We start from the raw sequence: 14,750 nt of genomic DNA on the forward strand, positions 1-14,750 counted from the left end.
AATAAATAGATATATTCGAAAAGGGTGTGGCAGTGGCATGCCACTACACTATCAGTTATAATGGATTCAACTGGAAAATGGACGAGCAGTTAATAACAGGAGGAACAATAAATTGGTAAAACAAATTAGACAGAAAATCAAAGTAATTGCATTGGGAGGAGCAGGAGAAATCGGCAAGAATATGTATCTCGTTGAAGTGGACGAAGATATATTTGTTCTTGATGCCGGTTTGATGTTCCCAGAGACTGAAATGCTGGGTATAGATGTTGTTATTCCGGACATTTCTTACCTTATCGAAAATAAAGAAAGAATACAGGGAATCTTCCTTTCACATGGCCATGAGGATCATATTGGTGCATTGCCTTATATTATTGAAGAATTGGATGCGCCTGTATACGGTACAAGATTAAGTATAGAATTAACGAAATCGAAAATTGCGGAGATAAACGATCAATTAAATGTTGATTTTGAAGTAATAGATTCAAACACTTCTCTGCGTTTTTCCTCTGCACGCATCACATTTTTTAAAACAAACCACAGCATTCCTGATTCTGTTGGAATCTGTATTGAAACAAAAGATGGTGCTATTGTTTATACGGGTGATTTTAAATTCGATCAGGCTGCACAAGGACTCTATAAGGCGGAAATTGGCAAAATGGCAGCAATCGGTGAATCGGGAGTGCTATGTCTTTTATCAGATAGTTCAGGAGCTGAACGCATTGGTTTTACTCCATCTGAATCATTGGTTGCAAGACATATGTCAGATGAATTTTACAATGCCAAGGGCAGAATCATTGTAGCTTGTTATGCGTCTAATATTAATGGTCTTCAGCAAGTGTTAAATGCTGCCTACGATAATCGCAAAAAAGTTGCAATAGTTGGTAAATCTATGGAAAAAGTATTGGAGATTGCCTTAGAATTTAACTATTTAGATGTACATGAGGATGTCTTAATCCCAATAACTCAAATAGATCAGCATGAGGATAAGGAAATTATCATCCTTGCAACCGGGTCGCAGGGTGAACCATTTGATGCACTACAAAAAATGGCTAAGCACGCTCATAAACAAGTGAATATTAAACAAGGTGATACCGTATTATTGGCCGCTAACCCTGTTCACGGCGGTGAACTACTTATGTCCCGGACCATTGATTTGTTATATAGAGCGGGCGCAAAAGTAGTAGCTGGTAAAAATCAAATTCATGTTTCTGGCCATGGGAGCCAGGAAGAGCTGAAAATGATGTTGAACCTTATGAAGCCTAAATACTTTATACCAATTCAGGGAGATTATAAGATGCTTATTGCGCACATGCGCATAGCTAAATCGATTGGCTTTGAACAAAACCGTATCCATATACCTGAAAATGGGGAAGTCATTGAAATTACAGATGAGGCAATGGAAAGTGCAGGAAAAGTGATAGCAGGCAATGTATTAATTGATGGAAGCGGCGTAGGTGATGTAGGGAATATTGTATTGCGTGACCGACGTTTATTATCCCAGGATGGGATCCTCATTGTCGTTGTGACATTGAGCCGCTCGGATAAAAGTATCGTTGCCGGTCCTGAAATCATTTCTCGCGGATTTGTTTATGTCCGTGAGTCAGAATCATTGATGGAACAATCAACAAATATAGTACGTGAAATTGTTGTGAAAAACACGGCAAAAGATCATTTTGACTGGGCTGGAGTGAAACAGGAGGTCCGTGATAATTTGAATCATTATTTGTTTGAAAAAACAAAACGTCGTCCAATGATTTTACCAATTATTATGGAAGTATAAAGTAGAATGAAAATGGCTATCCGCTGGATAGTCATTTTTCATATTCAGATACTCAATGCGTACAAATAATAAATACTTGAAATGGTAAAAGAAAATTGGATTTCTGATAATCTGTTCATTCGTAATACTCAGTAGCCAGTTAGAAGTGAACATAAGCTAAACCAAGAATAGGAGAGTGGTATAGAATGATTACATTTGAAGAAGTAGTTGAAGAGAATCTATATATTGCGAGAGAAATGATACATTCCAATTCATCTTGTTTAGAAAATGGCAAAATGCCTATAGAAGAGTATGTATTAGAATACTTGTCTTCAAATAATCGTTCTTTTTTAATCAAAGTTGAGGATACCTATATTGGACTAACCTGCTATCAGGAAGAACCAGAGGAGATGCTCGTATCAATCAATTTGTTCATAATCCATGCTGATTATCAAGGATTTGGTTATGGAACCGCAGCTTATTATGAGTTGGAAGAGGCATTTAAAAATAGCGGATTCAAGAAAATCTGCTTGAATGTCTGGAGCACAGATGAGAGAATCAGACATTTTTGGGAGAGAAGCGGATTTTCATCCTTTAAGGAAAGAATGAGTAAGGGAAAAGAAATAACGTATTATGAAAAGCAATTGGTATAGTGATAAGGCGGCTTTAAACAGGGCCGCTTTTATCTATTTCAATCAGTTAAATAATTGGGTATTAATGGACGGAAATGCAGGTTAAAAAAATATCAAAAAAAATAATTGAAAGCGGTTTATTCTTTTGGAAATGGGTATTATATAAATAAGAAAGGAGGAAACAATAAAGTTTAACACTTCAGGTGACTCAATCATATAGTGTTCGTTCCGTAAAAAGGAAAGCTTAAGAAATAAGAATTTGGTTTACGTATTAAGCAAGAACGATGTATGATTTATTCCTGGAAAGCTATTTCTACAAAGATTATGGGAATCTTCAACAAAATGTGATAGTGTGTTTATGCATTAGGAATGAATTGAAAGTAACTCAAACGGGAATGAATTGAAAGACTGATTATACTGTATTGTGAATGTTGTCAGGATAAAAGTCTGAATATGCTTAACCAAAATCCTTTCGTCGGATATTTATAAGAAGGGTGGAGTTAATTGTTCGTTTTTAGCTAATGATAATCAAAAAGGCAAGGTGATGATCACATTTAGATGAGAGAGGAATTGGCTAGTTCACTCCACATAATCTTTAGAAATCGATAAACAGGTTTGAGTAACCCATAACCGAATATAGGCAGTGTGTTTTCAAAGTGTAATAGTAAAGGTGTAAAGAAACCTTTATAAAGACGGAACAAACACATTTCAGCTGATATAGTAAGCACGAATAGTACCGGAAAAAATAAATGTTAAATCAGCTGATGCATGGTTGAGTCTCCTAAGGTGTTAAACTAAACGGTTTCCTAAGAATCCTTCATAAAGGGGGATTCTTTTATTTGTTCAAATAAGATTTATCTATGATTATACTCCTGAATGGAAATTCTCCCTCTGTACATACTATTAAAAGGATGAGTGTTTTTAAGAGGGGGATTACAAATTGGATAAAAAGGTAGAGATGCCGTCTGAGGAAAAGTCTGTTGGTGACAAAACAGGGGCCGCCAGTGCGCTTGTTGATAAAATACAATCTTTAGGACAAACAATTGTACCGCAGATGCCAAAGGATTCTACGATCCATTGTTTAACGATTATTGGGCAAATTGAGGGACATGTGCAATTGCCGCCTCAAAATAAGACAACAAAGTATGAACATATTATCCCGCAACTAGTCGCGATTGAACAAAACCCTGATATTAAAGGTTTATTAGTTATCTTAAACACGGTTGGTGGTGATGTTGAGGCTGGTCTTGCAATGTCTGAGATGATAGCATCATTATCTAAACCAACTGTATCCATAGTTTTAGGGGGAGGTCATAGTATTGGGGTACCTATTGCCACAAGCTGTGATTATTCTTTTATTGCGGAAACAGCTACAATGACAATCCATCCTATCCGTTTAACGGGTTTGGTTATAGGAGTTCCGCAATCATTTGAATACTTAGATAAAATGCAGGATCGAGTTGTAAATTTTGTGGTAAAGCACTCAGATATTAGTGAAGAAACTTTTAAGGATTTAATGTTTGCGAGAGGGAACCTGGCAAGGGATATAGGGACAAATGTAGTGGGAGATGATGCTGTTAAAACAGGGTTGATTAATGAGGTGGGCGGAATTGGTGCCGCTATTGCTAAGCTAAATGAGATGATCAAAGAGCAATGAAAGGAAAACTAAGATGACTTATTATACAATCATGCCTCTTGAAACTCTTGTTAATGAAGATTTAAATCAAAATAGTCTGGAGATGTTTAAGAAAGACGGTGTTCCATTTATTGGGGAAAGATTACCTAATGGGGCAGTAAAGGTTAATCGGATTATCAGCACAGATCCCAATGATTACTTATCTGAGAACCTTGCGCCTGGTGCGGTAATTATCAACCTTGAATAGCAGTCAGTAGTCCTTATATATGCTATAATAGGGTGAACGGTGTAAAGGCAGCCAAGTCGGCTGCTTTCTTTTCGTTTTTAATTCTATATGAAATACGGGTGATCGAATGAGTAAGAAAAAAAAGAAATCTCGTTCCAGAAAAGGTGACCAAATAAAGTCGACATTGAAATATGAAATAACAGGATTGGCGATATTCGGATTTTCTGCGATTGCGATGGCAAAGCTTGGTGCTGTAGGCACTTCATTCGTGTTTCTTTCAAGGTTTTTTATGGGTGAATGGTACATTTTGCTTCTTCTTGGCTTAATGGCCTTCGGTGTGTTCTTAATGTGGAAAAGAGAGATTCCTTTCTTTTTTAAAAGACAGCTCGTCGGATTATATCTTATTATTTTAGCGATATTACTCTCTTCACATACTATCTTATTTGAACATTTGTCCTCTAATAATGGATTTATGCAACCAAGTGTAATACTAAATACCTGGGAAATCTTTTGGATGGAACTAGAGGGAACAGCCAGTACAACAGACCTTGGTGGTGGGATGATAGGTGCAATCCTTTATGCAGTCTTTCATTTTTTATTTGCAGATGCAGGTAGTAAATTTATTTCATTTTTATCGATCGTTGCAGGTTTAATTCTAATTACTGGTAAAGGATTTAGCGAACCAATCGGTAAGATAATGGGTTCAAGCGGAAAGTTTATGGCGGGTCAGTGGAAAGGATTTTTGAAAGATATCCGCGAGCCTAAGTCAGTGAAGAATAAAAAGCAAAAGGAAAAGAGCGATGGAGAATCTGTACAAACCTCCGCTAATCTAGATGTATCGGGAAAAATTATTGAAAATGAAGATACACTTGAAGAACGAATTATTTCGAATTTTGCAGATCGGGCATATTCTGACCAGGAAACCGATGAAAAGAAAAGTGATGACCAGGTATTGAAACCAGGCAATCGTACGGAAGTAATCCCTGATCCTGTACCGTATATGAATTTTACAGAAGTTGAAAATGTGGACTATAAACTTCCTAAAATCTCATTGCTGCGTTCACCTAAAAAGACAGATCAAAGTGGAGAATATGAACTAATACATACTAATGCAGAGAAATTAGAGAGTACTTTTAAAAGTTTCGGAGTTAAAGCTAGGGTGACTCAAGTTCATTTGGGACCTGCTGTAACTAAGTATGAGGTACACCCTGATGTAGGTGTAAAGGTTAGTAAAATTGTTTCGTTATCAGATGATTTGGCACTTGCATTAGCTGCCAAAGATATACGGATTGAGGCCCCAATTCCAGGTAAATCAGCGATTGGGATAGAAGTTCCAAATTCAGAGGTGGCCATAGTTTCTTTAAGAGAAGTGCTTGAAGTACAGCCATCCGAAAAAAGCGGTTCAAAATTATTAATTGCTTTAGGACGAGATATATCTGGTGAAGCTGTTTCAGCTGAACTAAACAAAATGCCTCATTTACTCGTAGCAGGAGCAACAGGAAGTGGGAAAAGTGTTTGCATTAACGGAATTATAACAAGTGTATTGATGAGAGCAAAGCCGCATGAAGTGAAAATGATGATGATTGATCCAAAAATGGTGGAGTTAAATGTTTATAATGGAATCCCTCATTTATTGGCACCTGTCGTTACCGATCCGAAAAAAGCTGCTCAGGCATTAAAGAAAGTCGTTATGGAAATGGAAAGACGTTATGAGTTATTTTCTCATTCTGGAACCAGGAATATTGAGGGTTACAATGACTTAGTAACGAGACAAAATTTAGAAGAAGGCGAGAAAAATCCATTATTGCCATACATTATAGTGATTGTGGATGAACTGGCTGACTTAATGATGGTAGCTTCCAGTGAAGTGGAAGATGCCATTACAAGACTTGCGCAAATGGCAAGGGCTGCAGGTATACATTTAATTATTGCAACTCAGCGGCCATCTGTAGACGTTATTACAGGAGTTATAAAAGCTAATATTCCTTCCCGGATTGCTTTTAGTGTCTCCTCCCAAATTGATTCAAGAACCATATTGGATATGGGTGGGGCAGAAAAGCTTCTTGGTCGCGGAGATATGTTGTTCCTTCCTGTAGGTGCATCAAAACCTGTACGGGTCCAAGGTGCCTTTTTATCAGATCAGGAGGTTGAAGATGTAGTAAACTTTGTGATAACTCAACAAAAAGCCCAATATCAAGAAAATATGATACCGGATGAAGTATTAGAAACTGTGAGTGTATCAACGGATGAATTATATGATGAAGCCGTCAGATTAATTGCGGAAATGCAAACAGCTTCTGTTTCGATGCTGCAAAGACGGTTCAGAATTGGATATACAAGGGCTGCCCGTTTGATTGATGAGATGGAAGCTCAGGGCGTTGTCGGGCCGTACGAAGGAAGTAAACCAAGGAATGTATTAGTCCCTAAAGATTATGATCAGGCTATGAATTCGTAAATGGAGCAGCTTAATGCTGCTCCATTTTTTTACTTAATTTAGTTGTAAAGGATCCAAACTATTAGCACTGTAATCAATTTTTCGTGTATTTGGTAAGCATACGGATGTAATTGGTATTTAAGCTGAATTGTAAAATAATAAGTAGGCGGTTATCTCAACCAAGGATAAGGAAGAACTAAATAATTATAGGTAATAAAGGTATATATTATTTTAATATAATATATATTAAAATAATAATAATATTTACCTGAAAAAAAGTCTGTTATTTCTGATATATGATGGTTTATATATTTTTTTAAAGTTTAATTCTTATGGGAAATGATGCGATTAATTATATTGGAATATCTATTTATTTTTACACAAATCCATGTTAAATTATGATTGGTCAGGGAATCGTATGTAGAATTGCTTTTGAATAGTTCGCTTAGATATCAGAGCAAATACTTGTACAAGGTCAGATCATACAATTACAGTTGCCAAGGTACTTATATTACTGAAATATTGAAATACATATGCAGCAACGGATTTCATGTTGATATGAGGTCATGATTTATACTCGTTACCCTGCGAATTGGCAATGTGTAAATTTTATGATAACAAGGGTTGATATAACTAATGAGATCTTATTCAAGCAGATTATTCTGCGTAAAAGGAAGTAAAGAAGCTCATACTATATGGAGCACTGACTAAATATTTTTTAGGAGGCATTATGTTGAAAAAAAGTAAATTTGGATTAGCTTTGTCTCTTTTATTAGCTGCAGGAACAATTCTTGGTGCCTGTGGAAACAAAGAGGAAAGCAATGATGGTGGTTCGAACAAGGATAATTTCACCGTGGCGATGGTTAGTGATACAGGTGGGATAGATGACAAATCATTCAATCAATCTGCATGGGAAGGATTGCAAGCTTTCGGTAAAAAGAACGGTTTGGAAAAAGGAAAAGACGGTTATAACTACTTGCAATCTGAATCTGATGCAGATTATACAACAAACTTGAACCAATTAGTACGCCAAAACTTTAACTTAATATATGGTATTGGTTTTACGATGGAGGAAGCAATCAAAGAGGCAGCAGAGCAAAATCCTGATTCACAATTTGCTATCGTTGACGCAGTAGTTGATGCTGATAACGTCGCAAGTATTACATTTAAAGAGCATGAAGGTTCATTCTTGGTAGGTGTTATTGCCGGGATGCAAACAAAGTCCAACAAAATTGGTTTTGTAGGTGGAGTGGAGAACCCGCTAATTCAAAAATTTGAAAAAGGTTTTATTGCCGGTGTTAAAACAGTAAATCCAGATGCTGAAGTACAAGTAAAATACACAGGAAGTTTCAGTGATGCGTCACTTGGCAAAGCAACTGCAGCAGCAATGTATAAATCGGGCATTGATGTCATTTACCATGCAGCAGGAAATGGTGGTAAAGGAGTCTTTACCGAAGCGAAAAACATCAAGAAAAACAATCCAGATAAAGAGATATGGGTGATTGGTGTAGATAAAGATCAAGCAGCTGAAGGTGAAATTAGCGGAACAGACATGAATGTCACACTAACTTCAATGATTAAGCGTGTTGACTTGGCTGTTCAGGAAATTTCAAAACGTGCAATGGATGGTGACTTCCCTAAAGGTGAAACCGTTGAATTTGGACTTGAAGCTAACGGAGTAGATATCGCACCGACTACCGATAACTTATCTGACGATATCATCAAGACTGTCAATGACTACAAAGTGAAAATTAAGAATGGTGAAATAAAAGTACCGTCTACTCAAAAAGAACTAGATGTATTCTTTAAATAAGATAAAGGGATAAGGACCTAGATCCTTATCCCTTTATCTTTTGAAGAAGAAAATCTTTTTATGGTAAGATCCAAAATGTCAAAAGATTATGTACCTCAGTATGTAATAACATATGGCGATTCTAGTCTGGAATATTCTTTGGAAAGTACCGGGATGAGCAAATAGAGAATGACTATATGTGTATATCATTATTTTATTTTCCAAAACACGCTAAATGCAAATCACCTTAAATTTACACTTTAACAGAATATTTATAATATATAAACATTAATTGTAGGAAAAAAGACTTATTTGTTGAAAAAACCAGATTTGACGCGGGATTTAGCATATCGTTATGGAAAAAATCGGATAAAAGACCGCTTACAAAAAATGATAATTTTGTGAATAGCTATTTATTTCTTTGTGAATACATGATAAATTATGAGTGGTTAGTAGATAACAACAATAGAATGAGAATTAGAAGTTCTTTGGGGGAAAAGAGTATGTCTATCAGACAAGACAACCGGCAATTATATCTGCAAGTAATCGACAAGATTAGACAGGACATAAGAAACGGTGTCTATAAAGAGCATGAAAAATTGCCCTCTGAGTCTGTATGGGCCAAATTACTCGGTGTGAGCAGAGCGACATTAAGAGAAGCACTCAGAATTCTGGAAGAAGATAATTTGATTACACGCAGGCATGGGGTAGGTACTTTTGTGAATTCCACTCCTGTATTCTCTTCAGGAATTGAACAATTAAAGAGTGTAACAGACATGATCCGCGAGGCTAACATGAAACCGGGAACAATTTTTTTAAACTCATTCATAGAGCATGCAACGGAAGAAGATATGCGAAGGTTTGACTGTCAAGTTGAGGATCAGTTTTCAGTAATCGAGCGAGTCAGAACTGCTAATGGAGAACCTGTCGTATATTGTCTGGACAAGATACCCGTTCGTGTGTTACCGGATCCGTCTCTTTACCAAGAAGAATCATTACTTCATGTCTTGGAAAAAAATGCGGGTATACAAATTACATACGCTGTGGCAGATATTGAACCACATGGATATCACGAGAAGATTTCTCCTATTTTAAATTGCAAATCAGACACTGCTCTGCTTTTACTTAAACAAACTCACTATGATAGTAAAGACAAACCATATCTTTACTCGGCCAACTTCTTTAAAGCGGATACATTCCGCTTTCATATTTTGCGTAAAAGAATATAATTCATGCGCAAAAAAGAAACCTACTGCCAAAAAACTATAGGGGGTTAAGGCCTTGAAGAAACGCAAATTAGGTTTGGCATTGTCACTTGTTATGGCTGCGGGCACAATCATGGGGGCTTGCGGAAACAAAGAAGAGACGAAAAGCGGCGGTGAAGGTAACAAGGACAATTTCACAATTGCTATGGTAACGGATACAGGCGGGGTTGATGACAAATCCTTTAACCAATCCGCTTGGGTAGGTATACAACAATTTGGCAAAGATAACAACCTTGAAAAAGGTAAAAATGGTTACGATTACCTTCAGTCCAAATCTGATGCTGATTACACGACTAACTTAAATCAACTGGCACGACAAAAATTTGACCTTATTTATGGGGTAGGTTTCTTACTATCTGATTCTATTACAGAAGTTGCCGAGCAAAATCCTAAGAGTAAATTCGCGTTAATTGACGCTGTTGTAGAAGGTGATAATGTCGCAAGTATCACATTTAAAGAGCATGAAGGATCATTCTTGGTAGGTGTAGTGGCCGCGATGCAAACTAAATCCAATAAAATAGGATTTATTGGCGGAGTCGAAAGTGAACTTATTAAAAAGTTTGAGACCGGATTTATTGCCGGTGTTAAATCAGTAAAACCTGATGCAGATGTTCAGGTTAAATATGCTGGTGATTTTAATAAAGCTGATATTGGTAAAGCAACTGCACAAGCAATGTATAAATCAGGCATAGATATTATTTATCATGCTGCCGGCGGTACAGGTAAAGGTGTATTTACTGAAGCAGTTAACATTACGAAAAATGATCCAAGCAAAGAAATTTGGGTTATTGGGGTTGACTCTGACCAAGCTGCCTTAGGTGATGTACCGGGTACAGATAAAAACATTACGTTAACTTCCATGATTAAACGAGTTGATTTGGCTGTTCAGGAAGTATCCACTCTTGCAAAAGACGGAAAATTCCCTGGTGGCGAAAATGTTGAATTTGGTTTAGAAAATGATGCGGTAGATATTGCACCTTCAAAAGAAAACTTGTCAGAAGAAATTCTAACAAAAGTTGCAGAATACAAAGAAAAAATCAAGAGTGGAGAGATTGCAGTACCATCTACTCGTGAAGATCTAAAAATATTCTTAAAAAAATAAGCAACTCTTATGTAAGGGATGAGAATAACATTTCTTATCCCTTACAATTTACCTAGGCCTATGTCAGTCTGACATCAGACCTCTAAGCAATATGGTAAAGGAAAGGTTGCACAATAAGATTGGCAACTTTTCTTTTGTCATCTTACTTATGATATGAATTTTCTCTGGAAAAGGAGTGAAAACTGTGGACTACGTTATTGAGATGTTGCACATCCGTAAAGAGTTCCCGGGCATCGTAGCGAATGATGATATCACCTTACAATTAAAAAAAGGTGAGATTCATGCGTTGTTGGGGGAAAATGGTGCAGGGAAATCCACGTTAATGAATGTTTTGTTCGGTCTTTACCAGCCAGAACAAGGAGAAATCCGTGTAAATGGTAAGGAAGTAAAAATTACAAGCCCAAATATTGCAAATGACTTGGGTATAGGAATGGTGCACCAGCATTTCATGCTTGTTGATACGTTCACAGTAACCGAAAACATTATCCTTGGTAAAGAGCCTACCAAAGGTGGAACAATTGATTTAAAAGAGGCTGAGCAGGAAGTTAGACAGTTATCAGAGAGGTATGGTCTGAGTATTGATCCTGACGCTAAGATTTCAGATATTTCAGTTGGTATGCAACAGAGGGTTGAAATACTTAAAACTCTCTACCGTGGAGCTGATATTCTTATTTTTGATGAACCAACTGCCGTATTAACACCACAGGAAATTAAGGAGTTAATACAAATCATGCAGAACCTGATTACGGAAGGTAAATCCATCATTCTGATTACACACAAATTGAAAGAAATTATGGAAGTTTGTGACCGTTGTACAGTTATACGTAAAGGAAAAGGAATTGGTACCGTAAATGTCAGTGAAACAAATCCAAATGAATTGGCCAGTCTGATGGTAGGCCGTGAAGTCATTTTTACAACTGTGAAACAGGATGCAGAGCCAGGTAAAGATGTATTAAATATACATGATTTGGTTGTTAAAGACTCACGTGGTGTTGAAGCAATCCGTAATCTTAACCTATCAGTTCGTGCGGGTGAAATTTTAGGAATTGCCGGTGTAGATGGAAATGGACAAACCGAGTTAATTGAAGCAATTACCGGCCTAAAAAAACCAGAATCCGGAATAATATCCATAAATGGTGCTGAAATACAAAGAAAAAGCCCTAGGAAAATCACGGAAACCGGAATTGGCCATATCCCTCAGGATCGCCATAAATATGGCCTTGTACTGGATTATTCAATTGGTGAAAATATGGTTTTGCAAACCTATTATCAGCAACCGTTTTCAAAATGGGGAGTCTTAAATTATAAGAATATCTTTAATAAAGCTCGTAAACTAATTGAAGAGTTCGATGTACGAACTCCAAGTGAGTATACTCCTGCCAGAGCTTTATCTGGAGGGAACCAGCAGAAAGCCATTATTGCCCGTGAAATAGATCGTAATCCTGATTTACTAATTGCTGCCCAGCCAACTAGGGGCCTTGATGTAGGGGCTATTGAGTTCATTCACAGGCGTTTGATTGAGCAACGAGATCAGGGGAAAGCTGTATTGCTCATATCATTTGAGCTGGATGAAATTTTAAATGTAAGTGACCGTATTGCCGTTATATATGAGGGTTCTATTGTTGCAATTGTTGATCCTAAGAAAACGACAGAACAGGAACTGGGATTATTAATGGCAGGAAGTAAGGTTAAGGAAGCGGGGAATGAGGCTAATGTATAAAAAATTATCGAATTTATTAATCCCTGTTATAGCTGTCTTGCTTGGTTTAATCGCGGGTGCTATCGTGATGTGGGCCAGTGGTTATGATCCGATAGCCGGTTATGGAGCTTTATGGAATGGTATTTTTATGGATTCCTATGCAATAGGTGAGACGATCCGGCAGGTTACTCCTTATATATTGGCAGGTTTAGCGGTTGCCTTTGCGTTTAGGACAGGACTTTTTAATATAGGTGTTGAAGGCCAGTTTCTAATGGGATGGTTAGGTGCTGTTTGGATTGGTACACTTTTCACTGATTTACCTAAAATGATCCATTTGCCGCTTGCTGTACTTGTTGCTGCGATAGCAGGAGCTTTGTGGGCATTCATTCCTGGTCTATTAAAAGCTAAATTCAGAGTCCATGAAGTTATTACAACGATTATGATGAACTATATTTCCTTACATGTTGTCAATTATATCATCTCTTACGTTTTAACAGATAATATGGACAAAACAGAAAAGATTGCGCCATCTGCATCTTTCCGTTCTGACATTTTAGCAGAATTGACGTTTAACTCCAGATTGCACTGGGGCTTTGCGGTTGCGATAGCAGGAGCAATCATCATGTGGTTTTTATTGGAGAGAACAACAAGAGGTTACGAATTAAAAGCTGTTGGTTTCAACCAGCATGCCTCTAAATATGCAGGTATCAGTGTTGATCGAAATATTGTATATGCCATGTTGATTTCCGGGGCTTTTGCTGGACTTGCCGGAGCCATGGAGGGGCTTGGAACCTTCGAGTATATTGGTGTAAAAGGTGCACATACTGGGGTAGGTTTTGACGGAATTGCGGTTGCATTACTCGGTGCCAATACAGCAATCGGTGTTGTGCTTGCTGCTTTCTTATTCGGTGGATTGAAATATGGTTCATTGAATATGCCAATGGAAACTGGAATACCGACTGAAATTATTGATGTAGTTATCGCACTAATTATATTTTTTGTAGCGTCCAGTTATGTTATTCGACTCATGCTGAGAAAGTTTAGCAAGAAAAAGGGGGTGGAATAAGTGAGTTTCTTAGAGATACTAGCTATACTTGTTCCATCTACACTTGTATACGCCTCTCCACTTATTTTGACTGCCCTCGGTGGTGTGTTTTCTGAGCGTTCTGGTGTAGTAAATATTGGATTGGAAGGTTTAATGGTAGTTGGTGCCTTTACAAGCATCGTGTTCAACTTATCATTTGCGGATACGTTTGGTGGATGGACTCCTTGGATTTCATTAGTTGTGGCTATGGTAGTTGGCGGAATCTTTTCACTATTGCACGCAGTAGCATCAATAACCTTCCGGGCTGACCAAACAGTCAGTGGTGTAGCCATTAACATGCTGGCGCTTGGGGCTTGTATGTTTATTGTAAAATTAGTTTATGGTAAGGGACAAACAGAAAAAATTTCTGAACCATTTTACAGTGTAGAAATTCCAGTATTAAGTGATATACCTGTGCTTGGTAAGATTCTATTCTCAGATTTACATTATACATCTATCCTGGCTATCATCATTGCGGTGATATGCTGGTATGTAATCTTTAAAACACCATTTGGTCTGCGTCTGCGATCAGTTGGTGAACATCCAATGGCCGCTGACACAATGGGTATTAATGTAAATAGAATGCGCTATATTGGGGTTATTTTAAGTGGTATATTGGGAGCCTTAGGTGGAGCTATTTATGCTTCGACCATTGCTTTAGATTTTACTCATGCGACAATATCAGGACAAGGATTCATGGCACTAGCTGCTATGATTTTTGGAAAATGGCATCCAATCGGCGCAATGGGCGCGGCATTATTCTTTGGATTTGCACAGTGTTTAAGTATTGTAAGCTCAATGCTTCCATTCTTTAGTGACATACCAAATGTCTATATGTTGATTTTGCCATATGTATTGACAATATTGGCCTTAACAGGATTTATTGGACGTGCCGATGCACCAAAAGCATCCGGAACACCATATATCAAAGGAAAACGCTAAAAGACAAATTTATCGAGTTATTAATAAAAGACAAGGGCTGGTTTGAGCGGCTCTTGTCTTTTTTATCGGAAAAGAAAAATGGTCTCTGTACTGTGTATATGTTTCTCATATAAATTAAAAAAAGATGGGATTAGGGTCAGGGGCAGTTCCTTGATTTATCTTCCATTTAACCTGTATAT

At 37.3% G+C, this 14,750-nt stretch carries 11 protein-coding genes; all 11 read left to right on the forward strand.

Annotated features, from left to right (window positions below; genetic code table 11):
* Positions 1 to 112 precede the first annotated feature (112 nt).
* The 11 genes from AC4G3L_RS10735 (at position 113) to AC4G3L_RS10785 (ending at position 14,571) form a co-directional block, all read left to right on the forward strand.
* Positions 113 to 1,780 carry a ribonuclease J gene (locus tag AC4G3L_RS10735; protein ID WP_491076943.1) on the forward strand — a complete coding sequence of 556 codons (1,668 nt, stop codon included), beginning with the start codon at positions 113 to 115 and terminating at the stop codon, positions 1,778 to 1,780.
* Between the two features lie 185 nt (positions 1,781 to 1,965).
* The gene (locus AC4G3L_RS10740; RefSeq protein WP_491076944.1) at positions 1,966 to 2,412 is read left to right on the forward strand and encodes a GNAT family N-acetyltransferase; all 447 of its coding nucleotides are present in this window, start codon (positions 1,966 to 1,968) and stop codon (positions 2,410 to 2,412) included.
* Between the two features lie 937 nt (positions 2,413 to 3,349).
* Positions 3,350 to 4,048 carry a ClpP family protease gene (locus tag AC4G3L_RS10745; protein WP_491077193.1) on the forward strand — a complete coding sequence of 233 codons (699 nt, stop codon included), beginning with the start codon at positions 3,350 to 3,352 and terminating at the stop codon, positions 4,046 to 4,048.
* Between the two features lie 13 nt (positions 4,049 to 4,061).
* Entirely contained in the window at positions 4,062 to 4,274 is a 213-nt protein-coding gene (locus AC4G3L_RS10750) for a YlzJ-like family protein (RefSeq protein WP_491076945.1), read from the forward strand.
* 106 nt (positions 4,275 to 4,380) lie between these two features.
* Entirely contained in the window at positions 4,381 to 6,708 is a 2,328-nt protein-coding gene (locus tag AC4G3L_RS10755; RefSeq protein ID WP_491076946.1) for a DNA translocase FtsK, read from the forward strand.
* A gap of 712 nt (positions 6,709 to 7,420) precedes the next feature.
* Positions 7,421 to 8,500, forward strand: a complete 1,080-nt coding sequence (locus AC4G3L_RS10760; RefSeq protein WP_491076947.1) for a BMP family lipoprotein — start codon at positions 7,421 to 7,423, stop codon at positions 8,498 to 8,500.
* A gap of 482 nt (positions 8,501 to 8,982) precedes the next feature.
* Positions 8,983 to 9,708, forward strand: coding sequence for a GntR family transcriptional regulator (locus AC4G3L_RS10765; RefSeq protein WP_491076948.1), 726 nt, complete (start codon positions 8,983 to 8,985; stop codon positions 9,706 to 9,708).
* Between the two features lie 52 nt (positions 9,709 to 9,760).
* The gene (locus AC4G3L_RS10770; protein WP_491076949.1) at positions 9,761 to 10,846 is read left to right on the forward strand and encodes a BMP family lipoprotein; all 1,086 of its coding nucleotides are present in this window, start codon (positions 9,761 to 9,763) and stop codon (positions 10,844 to 10,846) included.
* A gap of 184 nt (positions 10,847 to 11,030) precedes the next feature.
* Positions 11,031 to 12,566, forward strand: coding sequence for an ABC transporter ATP-binding protein (locus tag AC4G3L_RS10775; RefSeq protein WP_491076950.1), 1,536 nt, complete (start codon positions 11,031 to 11,033; stop codon positions 12,564 to 12,566).
* On the forward strand, positions 12,559 to 13,611 hold the full coding sequence (locus AC4G3L_RS10780; RefSeq protein ID WP_491076951.1) for an ABC transporter permease: 1,053 nt from the start codon (positions 12,559 to 12,561) through the stop codon (positions 13,609 to 13,611). Before AC4G3L_RS10775 ends, AC4G3L_RS10780 begins: the two co-directional genes overlap by 8 nt.
* Positions 13,612 to 14,571: an ABC transporter permease gene (locus AC4G3L_RS10785; protein WP_491076952.1), complete on the forward strand. Its 960-nt coding sequence runs from the start codon at positions 13,612 to 13,614 to the stop codon at positions 14,569 to 14,571.
* The last annotated feature ends 179 nt before the right edge of the window (positions 14,572 to 14,750 follow it).

This window comes from Bacillus sp. z33, assembly GCF_058313615.1.